Annotated in this window: 9 protein-coding genes; 3 read left to right on the top strand and 6 right to left on the bottom strand. The window is 64.5% G+C overall.

What is annotated here, in order from left to right; all coding sequences use genetic code 11:
• Window positions 1–20: 20 nt before the first annotated feature.
• Window positions 21–1,913 carry a glycosyltransferase family 2 protein gene (locus CMI59_RS08920; protein ID WP_293327497.1) on the bottom strand — a complete coding sequence of 631 codons (1,893 nt, stop codon included), beginning with the start codon at window positions 1,911–1,913 and terminating at the stop codon, window positions 21–23.
• 314 nt (window positions 1,914–2,227) lie between these two features.
• On the opposite strand from CMI59_RS08920, the gene CMI59_RS08915 reads away from it, so the two are divergent.
• Window positions 2,228–3,337, top strand: a complete 1,110-nt coding sequence (locus tag CMI59_RS08915) for a transporter substrate-binding domain-containing protein (RefSeq protein WP_293327404.1) — start codon at window positions 2,228–2,230, stop codon at window positions 3,335–3,337.
• 78 nt (window positions 3,338–3,415) lie between these two features.
• On the opposite strand, the gene CMI59_RS08910 is transcribed toward CMI59_RS08915, so the two are convergent.
• From CMI59_RS08910 to CMI59_RS08890, 5 genes are all read right to left on the bottom strand, one after another.
• Entirely contained in the window at window positions 3,416–3,937 is a 522-nt protein-coding gene (locus CMI59_RS08910; protein ID WP_293327401.1) for a histidine phosphatase family protein, read from the bottom strand.
• The gene (locus tag CMI59_RS08905) at window positions 3,934–4,761 is read right to left on the bottom strand and encodes a sterol desaturase family protein (protein WP_293327399.1); all 828 of its coding nucleotides are present in this window, start codon (window positions 4,759–4,761) and stop codon (window positions 3,934–3,936) included. Before CMI59_RS08905 ends, CMI59_RS08910 begins: the two co-directional genes overlap by 4 nt.
• 109 nt (window positions 4,762–4,870) lie before the next feature.
• Window positions 4,871–5,281 carry a tellurite resistance TerB family protein gene (locus CMI59_RS08900; protein ID WP_293327396.1) on the bottom strand — a complete coding sequence of 137 codons (411 nt, stop codon included), beginning with the start codon at window positions 5,279–5,281 and terminating at the stop codon, window positions 4,871–4,873.
• 80 nt (window positions 5,282–5,361) lie between these two features.
• The gene (locus CMI59_RS08895) at window positions 5,362–8,265 is read right to left on the bottom strand and encodes an ATP-dependent DNA helicase (protein ID WP_293327393.1); all 2,904 of its coding nucleotides are present in this window, start codon (window positions 8,263–8,265) and stop codon (window positions 5,362–5,364) included.
• 66 nt (window positions 8,266–8,331) lie between these two features.
• On the bottom strand, window positions 8,332–10,194 hold the full coding sequence (locus CMI59_RS08890) for a HAMP domain-containing sensor histidine kinase (protein WP_293327390.1): 1,863 nt from the start codon (window positions 10,192–10,194) through the stop codon (window positions 8,332–8,334).
• A 144-nt stretch (window positions 10,195–10,338) separates the two neighbouring features.
• Here CMI59_RS08890 and CMI59_RS08885 point away from each other — a divergent pair, with 144 nt between their 5' ends.
• Window positions 10,339–11,964: a lysine--tRNA ligase gene (locus CMI59_RS08885; RefSeq protein WP_293327387.1), complete on the top strand. Its 1,626-nt coding sequence runs from the start codon at window positions 10,339–10,341 to the stop codon at window positions 11,962–11,964.
• Window positions 11,965–12,083: 119 nt separating this feature from the next.
• Window positions 12,084–12,875: a hypothetical protein gene (locus tag CMI59_RS08880; RefSeq protein ID WP_293327384.1), complete on the top strand. Its 792-nt coding sequence runs from the start codon at window positions 12,084–12,086 to the stop codon at window positions 12,873–12,875.
• The last annotated feature ends 30 nt before the right edge of the window (window positions 12,876–12,905 follow it).

Here is a 12,905-nt window from a genome sequence, read left to right as displayed (position 1 = left end):
AATTCCCGAATCGCAGAAGGTCACCTGTCGGGAGTATCCGCCAAACTGATTATCGATTGGTTAGAGGGAGGAGCCATGCGGCTCAACCCGTGAACCGTTTTTTCCCAATAGAAAGGATGCCGCAAAAGCTGAAAAACCGCTTTCACCGCGGCGGCTGAAATGAGCATCCAATAGGCGGGCATGGTGAGCGTGTGGGCCATCAGGGAGAGGCGCCCGCGCCGTTTTGCGGCGATCATCCCGGCAAGGATCGACAGGGAATAGCCGGAAATCAGCACGGAGAGATTGAAACCGGTCAGCCAATGCGCGCTGAACAGGCCGCCGAGCCCGTGCGCAGCGACGATGCCGCCGGCCACGATATAAAAGAAGGGGTGCGCGAAAGTGGCGAGCGTGAACCCGCCGATCACCAGCTGGAACCCCAGAAACCCCGCCGGTCCGAGCGAGCGGCACAGCGATACGGGATGCCGCATGCGCACCAGCCATGTTTGCAGCCAGCCCTTGATCCAGCGCGAGCGTTGCCGGACCCAGTTGTGCAGCCGGCAATTGGCTTCTTCTTCGGTGGTGGAGCGGATAATGCCGCAGCGATAGCCGCGCGTGGCAAGCCGGATACCGAGATCGGCATCCTCGGTGACGTTATGCGGATCCCATCCGCTTACCTCCCGCAGGACATCCGTGCGGAAATGCGTCGATGTGCCGCCAAGCGGGATGGGCAGGCCCAGCCGCACCAGCATGGGCAGCATGAGATCGAAAAAGGATGCATATTCGATCGCGAATTGCCGAGTCAGCCAGTTCTCGCTCCAATTGTAGTAATTGAGCTGAGACTGCAGGCAGGCGAGTTTCGGATCGTTCAGATGGAAGGCCGCCACCGCCTTCAACAACTGGTTCGGTTCGGGCAGGTCTTCGGCATCATAGATGACAAGATAGTCGCCGCGCGCGAACGGCAGGGCGAAATTGCAGGCCTTGGGCTTGGTCTGGGGCGCGCTTTCCGGCACGCGGATGAAATCGAAATGGCCAGGCAGGTTCAGAGCCTTGGCCGCTTCGTAGCTCTCCGCGTCGCATGCCTCGAAGATCAGTTTGATGTCGAGTTTCGAGGGCGGGTAGTTCAGCCGTTTGAGCGCATCGGTCAGCGGCGGCAGCACATTGGCCTCGCGGAAGAGCGGCACCATGATCGTGTAGACAGGCAGCTCGTCGACAGGGCCCGGTCCATGCCGCTCATAGGCAAGCTCCTCCGCCGTTTCGCGTCCGGCGGCGCTCAGCAGGATGGAGACCCCCCGAAGTGCCGACACGGCGAGAAAGCAAATGCTCAGCGCGACACTGAACACGGCCAGTGCCGTCTGCGGGTATAGCGCCGTCAGCAGCGCCGCGCCCGCGGCGAGAAGCGGCAGCGCTATGCACTGGCCCGGCGACAGGCGCATCGCGGCGGAATCCTGAGGCGCATGCGTCATGAGCCCGCGTACTGCCCGCTCCGTCAGTTCGTCTGCATAAAGCGCTTCGATGGCGCGGCGGATTTGCCGCGCGGACCCGGCCCACATGGCAAACGGTCCCGCCACCAGATCCGCGACGGCCTTCTTCGCCAGGGACGGGTCCGCCGCGACCCATGTCACCTTTCCGTTCCGGCGCCGCCAGGGCAGGCATTGATGGGCTATGCAGAAATCGAGCGACGGCTGCCCTTCGGTCCGCGCGCCAGCGATCCCGCTATCGGGCGGCGCTTCTTCCAGATCGACGAACGGAACGCCGTTCTGGCGGGCAACAAGGCGGCCGATATCGTCCGGCCCTGCCTTGCCTTCGGCCATGAGAACGTCGCCGATGCGGCTGCCGCTCCGCCTTTGCTCGGCCAGAATGGGGGCCAGCTCGCGCCGGGAGACGAGACCGCTGCGAAGGGCCAGCGTGCCGAGGAGGGGCCATTTACGGCGCACCCGCAAGGGGCGGGGCCGCGCCCGACGGGAGGGAGAGTCTGCACGCTTCGAATGAAGAGCAGATCGCATAGGCCTGCCGGGTTATTGGAAAACGAAAAAGAAACCGGTGTCTTTACATAGGTAATTACACAGATGATATTCCGTAATATCGGTCTGGTAAATCCTTTTTCGGCTGAATGTGGGCCGGGCATGCCTCTTGCTGAGAGAGGCGAAATGGCCGCCTTTCTTTCATTTCGCATGGATGGGAGACAGTCCGCGGCAGTTTGTTTCACAATGGCACGGGTAAGCCGTGCAATCGGGGTTTCGGGGCGGGTATGCGTTTTCTGGCCTATCTGAATTTGCTGGCGATCATCCTGATAGCAGGAGGTCTGGCCCGGCATTACGAGGGAACGAAGTTCGCCGAGCCGGTGAACCGGTCGGCGTCGCACGAGGCATCTCCCGATGCGGGCGCGCCGGAGACCGGATCGGTCGACATGGCCTCGGTGGGCTTGAGGGCATCCGCTGCCGCGCCGACGCAGGAACCCCCTGAAGAAAACCTCGCTGACATAAACCCCGCCGACAAAAACCCTGTTGAGGAAAAACCGGCCGCGACCGGCGAACCGCTGCCCCATGGGGTGCCGCTCGTCAATCCGCGTCTCGCGGCGAAAACGCCTTCGGAGATACCGGCGGAGACCCCTGCGGAAACTGGCACGCCCGAAAAGGAAGCCGAACCGCCGCTTGTCCTGACCGTGCTCACCGAGGGTGATTATCCGCCCTTCAACTATCGCAACGACAAAGGCGAGCTGACCGGCTTCGATGTGGATCTGGCGCATGCGCTATGCGACAGGCTCAAGGCGCAATGCAGCTTCGAAACGAAACCATGGGAAGCGCTTCTGCCCGCCCTCAAATCCGGCGACGGCGACGTCGTGATCGCCTCCATGCTGATCCCGAGCGCGCCGCGCGCCGCGCCGCCGCATGAAGAGGGCATCGTCTTCACCGGCGCCTATTACTCGACGCCCGGACACTTCGCCGTGCAGAAATCCGGCGGTTTCCCGGCCAGCGCAGCGGGGCTCGCGGGCAAGCGCGTTGCCGTTCAGGCGGGCTCCGTCCATGCGGCTTTTCTCACGCATCATTTTCCGGGCGTGGAAGCCGTCGACGTGACGACGCTGAAAGATGCCGAGCAGGCGCTCGCGAAAGGCAAGGTCGACTATCTGTTTGGGGACCGGAACGCATTGCTGCGCTGGCTCAGGACGGACGGGACATGCTGCCGCCTTGCGGGGCCGGATTATGACGATCCTTCCTGGTTCGGGCAGGGCGCGGGGATCGCCTTGCGCAGCAAGGACGAAGCGCTGCGCAAGCGCATGGATACCGCGCTCGCAAGCCTTGTCGCGGACGGCACCTATCGGCGCATCTCGTCGCGCTACTTTTCTCAGAGTATTTATTGAAGCGATCCTAGGAAAAGTGGGAACCGGTTTTCCGTCCGGGATCGCGATATCAAAGAGAACAGAGAGTTAGCTCTTCGCTTAGTCGGCCATCAGGTCGCGCGGGCGGCCGAAGAAGACGGGCGTGCCCTTACCTTCCTTGAGGTCGGCCCAGTGGTCGATGTCGAAATCGAAAACGATGAACCCGCCTGTCGGCACGCCGCGCGAAATGCGCAACGACACTTCATCGTCGGGATCGACCGCCAGCGCCATGGCCAGCAGCACGAGCCCGGGATTATGTCCGATCACCAGCAGCGTATCCGCGCTGTCGGGCGCGCGATGGATTTCCGCCAGCATCTGGTCCGGCATCGCATGGTAAAGCTCTTCGCGATAGATCACGGGCACATCGTCGCCCAGTTCTTTCATCATCGGTGCGCAGGTGTCCTGCGCGCGCGTCGCGGTGGAACAGATCACCGTGTCGGGGCGGTAGGGGCAGCTCGCAACATAGCTGGCCATGAAGTCCGCCGCCTTGGCGCCGCGCTCGTTCAGCGGTCGGTGGAAATCGTCGCGGGCCGGGTCCGACCAGTCGGACTTGGCATGCCGAAGCAGGCAGAGGCGTTTCATACATGTCGCTCCCGGCGCGGTGCGCGCCCGGCAAAGGGCAGCCAGAGGCTCCAGCCCAGATATTGAGGATTTGGCGCCGGATAGTCGGCAAGCCCGATATGCATTTTCTCGTGCCCCTCCCGCGGCTCTGCCCGATAGGTGGAAAACAGCCGGTCCCAGACAGACAGGTTGAAGCCGAAATTCCTGTTGTGCTCCTCGGGCCGCACAGAATGATGCACACGGTGCATGTCCGGCGTCACGATGACAAGCCTGAGCAAGCGGTCTACCCAGGCGGGTATTTCGATATTGGCATGATTGAACATGGCCGTCGCGTTCAGCACCACCTCGAACAGGATGACGGCCGCCGCCGGAGCTCCCAGAAGCGCCACCGCGCCCATCTTTATGCCCATGCTGGCGAGAATTTCAAATGGATGAAAGCGGATGCCGGTGGTCACGTCGATATCGGTATCGGCGTGATGGACCCGGTGCAGCCGCCAGAACAGCGGCACATGATGGAAAAGTACATGCTGCGCATAGACGAGAAGGTCGAGCGCAAGAAACGAGAGGATAAAGGCGAGCGGCCATGGCGCGCTCAGCCAGTGGAAGAGCCCGAAGCCGGCCCGCTCCGCCTCCAGCGCCACGCCCACCGCCAGCAGTGGCACGGCAATGCGCAGAAGCAGCGTACCGCCCGCCGACAGCAGCAGGTTCGTGGTCCATCTGTGCCAGCGCGGCGCGGACAGCCGCCGCCGGGGTGCGAATATCTCCCATAGCGCCATGGCAAGCAGCACCCCGCCAAAGACGGCAAGGCGCAGTTGCGGTTCGTGGAGGGACAGGAATTCGCTCATCTGGACCTGTGCGTGATGCGCCTCATTGCGCTGCGCACAGGTTACAGGATCGCGCGGCCTTGCGAAAATGAAGCCGCGATCACAAGCCTGCGAGGAAATGCCGCGTAGTTCACTCGGTCATATGGCGCGCGCGCGCGCCGCGCTCGATGGCGGCGGCGGTCAGCTTGTCCACACCCAGCGCCTCGCGCAGCATCTGCAACAGGCGCAGTTCCTCCGCCTTGACGCTCATATCGGCGCTGGCGATTTCCACGGCAACCGCATAGCCCGTCTCGCGCAGATAATGCGGCAGCGCGTCCTTGGCGAGCCCGAAAACCGCGTCGAGGCCGCCATCTTCCTGCAGGATCGAGGCGCATTCCCGGGCGACGGGGATGAGCTTTTCCTCGCTGAAATTGCTGAAAATGGGCAGCGTTTTCACGATATTCCCGATCTCCTGCAGTTCATTGTCGCTCATGGCGCGGTCGACGGCGCTCATGGTGACCATGATGTAGATAAGGGCGTGCTGGGGGGAGATCGTGGACATGCGCTTCCTCACGGTTGATCGGGCGAGCGGAGCTTACGGATTGATGCAGGCGGCGGCAAGGTCGCTCCCCGTCGCCATGCTCACGGCGCGTCGGCGCCGATAAAGCCCTTCACTTGCGCGATCGCCTCGGCAAGGCCCACACGCTGAACTTCCACGCCCGGCGGAAAGGCCGTGGTGAGCCGTGTCGGCAGGCGCGCATCCAGCGTTACGAAAACGCCCCTGTCGCCGGCCCGGCGGATCAGCCGCCCGAAAGCCTGTTTCAGCCGCAGCCGCGTCAGCATGTCGTCATAGCGGCCCTTGCCGAAAATCTCGCGCCGTGCCTTGTGCAGAATATCCGGGCGCGGCCAGGGCGTCCGGTCGAACACGATCATGCGCAGGCTGTCGCCGGGCACGTCCACGCCGTCGCGCACGGCATCCGTTCCCAGCAGGCAGGCATTGCGCTCCGCCCGGAAGATGTCGACCAGCGTGCCCGTGTCGAGCATGTCCACATGCTGCGCATAAAGATTGAGCCCCGCTTCGCCGAGCGGCCCGCCGATCCGTTCATGCACGGCACGCAGGCGATGGATGGCGGTGAAAAGGCCGAGCGCGCCGCCGCCCGAGGCGCGGAAGAGTTCGCGATAGGCCGCCGAAAGCTCGTCCGCCTTGTTGATGTTCACATCGCGCACCACCAGCACGCGGGACTGCGCGGCATAGTCGAAGGGAGAGGGGCTGAAGGCGCGCTTGGCGGGGACGACGAGATGGCCTGCGCCGGTGCGTACTTCCGCCGAGGTCCAGCTGTCCTCCGCATGCCCGTCTGCGTCTTCCGTTTCCGGCAGGCCGTCCCGCAAGGTGGCGGAGGTGATGAGCACGCCCTGCGCAGGTTCCAGCACCGCTTCGGCGAAGGGAAGAGACGGATCGCGCCAATGCCGGTGCATGGCGAAATCCATTTCGCGCCCGAATTGCCGTTCGATGGAAAACCAGTCCACGAAATCTTCCGGCGTCGTGCCGCCCAGGCTCGCCAGCATGTTCTGCCAGGCGGGGATATGAATGCGCGCGCGCCGGTCGAGCCCGCGTATGGCGGCATCCATGCGAATGCGCAGCGAGGTGTCGAGCTTGTCCGCCTCGTCGTCGAGCCGCGCCCACAGCCGGTCGGAGATGAGCCGCATCGGCCCGGCAATTCGTCCCAGCCCGTCGCTCAGTTTCTTGGCCGCGTCTACCAGCCCGTCCACCGGCGGAAAGGTTTCCGCTTCGAGGGAAAAGCCGATATTGGCGTCTTCCACACGCGCATGAACCTGCTGGCGGACCAGCGTCAGAAAGTCTTCCGCCGCGCCGCGCGGGCTGCCGTCTGCAAGCCGCGTCGTCCAGCCGGGGCCGGGCAATGCCGCGGCGGCGGAGAGCAGCGCGTCGAGCGCCTCTTCCGCCGTCTCGCTCTCGCCGATGAGATCGCCGACACGCTCCTGGATACCGCGTCCGCGCCGCCGCCTCTGTCCTTCCGAGCCGCGGATCCAGCGCCGGAGTTCCGCGGCTTCGAGCCCTGAAATGATGGAGGAAAAGGCGCTGTCCGCCGCTTCGAAAATGTGATGACCCTCGTCGAAGACGAAACGGCCCCGCGCCTCGCGCCCGCTGGGCTCTTCATCCTCGGCGCCCGCCGCGACGGCCTCCTCGACCTTCTGCGTATTCTGCGGGGGCGCGAAGGAGGCGGCGAGGTCGAGCGCGGCCTGCCGCATGACGAGCGCATGGTTTGCCACCACGATGTCGGCCTGGCGTGCTTTCCGGATCGCACGCTCGATGAAACATTTCCTGAAATGCGGACAGGCGCTGTAGACGCATTCGCCGCGCCGGTCGGTCAGCGTCACGCCGCCCCGTCCCGCCATATTGGCGAGCCTTGGGCCGAGCCAGGCGGGGAAATCGCCCCCCACCATGTCGCCGTCGCGGCTTGCCCGCGCCCAGCGCGTGACAAGGCCGATGGTGACCGCGCCGCCGCCCAGCGCCGCCCGGCCGGCGATCTCTTCGAAATTGAGCAGGCAGAGATAATTTTCCCGGCCCTTGCGGACCACCGCCTTGCGCGCCTTCTCCGCCGGATCGGGATAGAGCCGCGAGAGTTCCTGATCGAGCTGGCGTTGCAGGTTCTTGGTATAGGTCGAAATCCACACCGTGCCCTGGTTGCGTTCCGCCCAAAGGCTTGCCGGCGCGATATAGCCGATGGTTTTGCCGATGCCGGTACCGGCTTCCGCCAGCACCACTTCCGGTTCGCCGGTCTTGCTGCGCGGCGCGAAGGCGAGCGCGGCGGTGGCGGCGAAATCCTTCTGGCCGGGCCGGGCTTCCGCGTCCGGTCCGGCTAGTTCCGCCAGCCGTTCCTGCGCTTCCTCTGCGCTGACGGGGAGCACGCCCGGCGCAGGCCGGGGCGGCTTGTCCTCCCATTCGGGCAATTCGTTCCAGACATCGAAGCCGCGCCCGGCAGGCGGCTTGCCGTCGCGCCCCAGTACATCCTTCATCGCGTTGAGAACGCCCGGTCCCCAGGCCCAGCCGCCCTCGGCCATGCGAAAGGCGGTGCGTGCCGCGAAGGGCCGGTCGGGCAGGCGCGGATTGGCAAGGATGCGCAGCATATGCGCCGCCGCCTCATGCAGCCTGATGGCCTGGTCTTCCGGCGTGTCGGCGGAGGGTAGGCCGAGGGCGCGGAACAGTCCCTCAGGCGTCGGCAGGCAGGGTTGCGCCGGGAAGGTGAAGGCGAAGAGCTCCAGCAGGTCGAAGACATGCGGCCCCGCTTCGCGGAAATGGGGATCGCGGACATTCGGCGAGCGGGCGATCCGTCTTGCGGTAAAGCCGCCATGCACCAGCATCACGGGCTCCCGCTCGATCAGGGCCAGCGCCGCTTCGGCTGAAAGCTCCTCGATCTCGCCATCCGGCGTCACGGACACGGCGCCGCCCGCGCTGCCGCCTGAAAGCGGCACCAGCGCAGGAACATCCGGCAATTCCATCGATTCGGGGTCCGTGTCGGAAGGCATGCTTCGTCATATCATGCCCCTGCGAGGAATGCCCATGACCGGGCGGACGGCGCAGCGGCGAGGGCGTCAGGCCCCCAGGCTGGGATAGGATTGCGCCAGCGCATGCCAGGTGGCGGTGATTTGCCGTTCAAGACGCGGCACATTCGCGAAAGCGGCCTTTTCCTCACCCTTGTCCAGTGCTTCCCCGATCGCATGTGCGTTTTCCGCGATGGCGGCAAGGCCGAGATTTTCCGCCGCCTTGGCCAGTTCGGCGGCGCTTTCGCGCAACGCTTCGGCATTGCGGGTCGTCTTCGCGCTGCAGACATTGCGGTGGAAGACGAGTACCTTTTCGAGGCCCTCCACCAGATATTCGGTCAGGGCGTCGCCGGCCATCCCGTTCTCGATTTCGTACAGCATGCCGTGGTCCAGCAGCGGGGCGGTCCATATTTGCTGCTCTCCGCTGCGCGCGCTGTTGAGCGTGGCGAGATACTCGGCGGCCATGCCGGGTTCCTGCGGCAACAGGAACCAGAAGGTGCTGCCGAGGCCCGGTACGCTGTCCACGCCGATCTGGCCGCCCATCAGATGGACCAGCCGGTCGCAGATCGGCAGGCCGAGGCCGAGGCCCGCGCTGTGGATCATGGCATTGTCGGCCTTTTCCTGCGGACCGCGCTCGAAGGTGTCGAAGACAAGCTGGCGCATATCCTCGCTGAGGCCGGGCCCCGTATCGGTCACCGAAAATCGCAGGAGCGTCGTATCCTCGGGCCCCTCCACCCGCGCTGCGCGCAGGACCACGCCGCCCTGATCGGTGAATTTGATCGCATTGTCGATCAGGTTGATCAGGACCTGCCGCAGCCGGTCCGGATCGGCCGTCATGACCGCGGGTATATCGGTGGCGAGGTCGAGTTCGAGGGACAGGCCTTTCTTCGACGCCGCGTCCCGCATGGCGCGCACCACGTCGCGCGCCAGCTCGGAGGGGTCGAGCTGGCGCGGTGCCAGCGTCAGGGTTTGCGTTTCCATCTGCGAAAAATCGAGCATGTCGTCGAACAGCCGCGAAAGCAGCTGACTGGTCGTTTCGATGCTTTTCGCCAGGCCTCGCGCGCTCCCGTCGAGAGCGGTCTTGCCCAGCTGCGCCGCCATGCGCGCCATGGAAGAGAGCGGCGCGCGCACTTCATGGCCGAGCATGTCGAGGAATGCGCCCTTCGTGGCGGCGGCGGCCTGCGCCTCGGCTTTGGCCCGTTCCGCCTCCCGTCGCTTCTGGTCCGCCGCGGCATGGGCGCGCGACATGCGCTCCAGCAGATCGGCATTTTCGAGTCTTAGCCGCACCGCCTCCCGGTAGGAGTGCTGGACCTGACGCGTCCAGCCCGCGAGCGTTGCGAAGAACAGCAGCGCAAGCACGAAGATGGCGACCGAGATGGCGTCGCCGCGCAGCACGAACAGCAGGATGGTCGGGCTTGCGACGAAGCTCGTATAGACGAACACGGCAGGCGGATAGGTGGCCCGTGTCACGGCGGTGGCCGTGCACAGGACCGACAGCACGAAAGTGAAGAAGAATTGATGCGTGAGCGGCGCATGGGGGAGCCAGAGCCAGGCGGCCAGCCCCCATGTCGATCCGCTGAGCGCCGTGACGGCCGTATAGCGCTGCGCCCATTTCGAGGCATGGGCAACGGCCTCTGCATCCTCCCGGAATCCTCTTTTGACCCGGGAGAAGAGCATTTCCGCGACGCCCTGCACGGCGATGACCGCCGGCAGCGTCCAGATCGGGGCGTAGTAGGGAACGAAAACCAGCCCCACCACCACGATCCCCAGAAGGACCGTGATGCTGCTGCTGTCGCCGAGGCCGAAAAGGATGCGGAGAAGTTCCGCATTGAGGCGCGCCGTCATGTCCGCGGGCCGACGGATGGCGGGGATTTCCATCGCTTCGGGCTCTTCGTCCCTGGTTTGCGCGCTCACCTTATTTGCTCTCCGGCTCAACGATACATATGCAGGATACGCCCATATAGCGCAGGTCCCCACTGCCGCGTTGACTGTACTTAAAGGTCAGCATAGGGTCCGCGCGCTTGACAAAGCATTAAGTCCTTACACACAGGTCAAAAAATGCCGTCCGATACACTTCCGGCCACATTCGGTGAAGACGAAATTCTTGAAGCAGCCAGGGTTTCCAAAGCCTGGCCGTTCGAGGAAGCGCGAAAACTGGTGGACCGGCTGGAAAAAGAAGGCGGCGAGACGCGCACCGTACTGTTCGAAACGGGCTATGGCCCGTCGGGCTTGCCCCATATCGGAACTTTCGGCGAGGTCGCCCGCACGACCATGGTCCGCCATGCCTTCGAGACGCTGGCGCCCGGCGTGCCGACGCGCCTGTTGTGCTTCTCCGACGACATGGACGGCCTGCGCAAGGTGCCCGGCAATGTCCCGAACCAGGAGATGCTGGCCGGCTACATCAACATGCCGCTGACGCGCATCCCGGACCCCTTCGGCAAGTTCGAGAGCTTCGGTCACCACAACAATGCGATGCTGCGCGCTTTCCTCGACAGCTACGGCTTCGAGTACGAATTCGCCAGCGCGACCGACTACTACACCTCGGGCCGTTTCGACGAGACCCTGAGGAAGGTGCTCGAGAAGTTCGACGAGATCATGAAGATCATGCTGCCGAGCCTGCGCGAAGAGCGGCAGCAGACCTACAGCCCCATCCTGCCCGTCAGCCCGCGCACCGGCCATGTGCTGCTCGTGCCGCTCGTCGAGCGCAATGCCGAAAAGGGCACCGTCTCCTATGAGGAGCCGGATACCGGCGAGATCGTGGAAGTGCCGGTCACGGGCGGCCAGTGCAAGCTGCAATGGAAGGCCGACTGGGCCATGCGCTGGGCCGCGCTCGATGTCGACTACGAAATGTCCGGCAAGGATCTGATCGACAGTGTGAAGCTCGCCTCCAAGATCTGCCGCGTGCTGGGCAAGAGGCCGCCGGAAGGCTTCAACTACGAGCTCTTCCTCGACGAGGAAGGCAAGAAGATTTCGAAGTCCAAGGGCAACGGCATCTCCATGGATGACTGGCTGCGCTATGCGAGCCCCGAAAGCCTGCAATATTTCATGTTCCAGAGCCCGCGCTCCGGCAAGAAGCTCTATTTCGACGTCATTCCGAAGAATGTGGACGAGTATCTTTCCTCGATCGTGAACTTCCCGGAACAGGATCTGCGCACGCGGCTGAACTCCGCGGCCTGGCACATTCATGCAGGCACCCCGCCGGCTGAAAAGCTGCCCGTCTCTTTCTCGCTGCTGCTCAATCTGGTGAGCGCGAGCCATTCGGAAGACCACGATGTACTCTGGGGGTTCATCCGCCGCTATGCGCCGGACGCCTCGCCGGAAACCTATCCGCGTCTCGACCATATGGTCGGCTATGCGATCAACTACTTCCATGACTTCGTGAAGCCGAACAAGACCTACCGGCAGCCGAGCGATCTGGAAGCGATCGCGCTTGCCGATCTGGCGGACCGTCTGGACGAGATGCCCTCCGATGCGGGCGCCGAAGCCTTCCAGACCGTGGTCTATGAAATCGGCAAGACGCATGGCTTCGAAAAGCTGCGCGACTGGTTCAAGGCGCTTTACGAAGTGCTGCTGGGCGAGACGCAGGGACCGCGTTTCGGCTCCTTCATCGCGCTTTACGGCCGGGAAGAGAGCGTCGCCCTCATCCGCCGCGCCTTGGCCGGGGAAGACCTTTCCAAAGGCTGATCGCGCGAAATTCCGGCCGGATAGCGCCCCTGGCGCATATCCAGGCTTGCCGGGAGCCCCCTAAAGACCAATCATACCGTATGATATTTCACCTTTCGGCGCTTCGAGGGAAATGCGGCATGAGATGGGTCTCTTTATTGCTGATCCTCGTCCTGGCCCAGTTGGCCCAGCCGGCCGCTGCCATGTGGAGCGATCTCGACGCCGCGCGCGCAGCCTTCGACGACGGCGCCTTTTCGCGCGCCGCCGGGGTCGCGCGTGAAATCGGCACCGCCGAGGGATATACGCTCGCCGCCCACGCCGAAATGGCCCGGGGCGATCTCATCGAGGAAAAGGACAAGGTCCGCCTCGAATGCTATCGGACCGCGCTGGCGGATGCGCGAAAGGCCGTGGCCGGCGCGCCGGACAGCCCCGAGGCGCATCTGGCGCTGGCCATCGCGCTGGGCTTCGTGGCCCGCAGCGAAGGCGGCCTCGAAGCGCATATGCAGGGGCTGGGCGAGGAAGCCCGCAAGCATATCGACATCGCCCTGAAACTGGCGCCCGACAGCCCGTGGGCGCATGCGGCGCTGGGCGGGTGGAACCTCCAGATCGCCTATGCGGGCGGCTCTATCGGCGAGGCGATCTACGGCGCGTCGGTCAAGGCCGGCCAGCAGGCCTATGAACGCGCGCTCTCTATCGACCCGGGCAACATCTCCATTGCCTATCAATATGCGGTCCAGTTGCTGGGCCTCGACGGCGACGCGCACAGGCGCCGTGCCGCCGAGCTGCTCGATATGGTGGTGGCGCGCCGGCCCGCGAATGCGATGGAGCGGCTGCCGGGGCAGTCGGCGGTAAATCTCAAACAGGCGCTCGACCAGGGCCGTCCCGAAAAGGCGATGCAACTGGCCGAGGCCCGGCTGGGCCGCGCCCGCTAAGGCGGCTGCTGGGAGGCGGGTACTGGCTGG

The sequence above is a fragment of the Parvibaculum sp. genome (assembly GCF_002684405.1).
Lineage (GTDB): Bacteria > Pseudomonadota > Alphaproteobacteria > Parvibaculales > Parvibaculaceae > Parvibaculum.
This window is presented reverse-complemented; position numbering and strand designations above follow the sequence as displayed.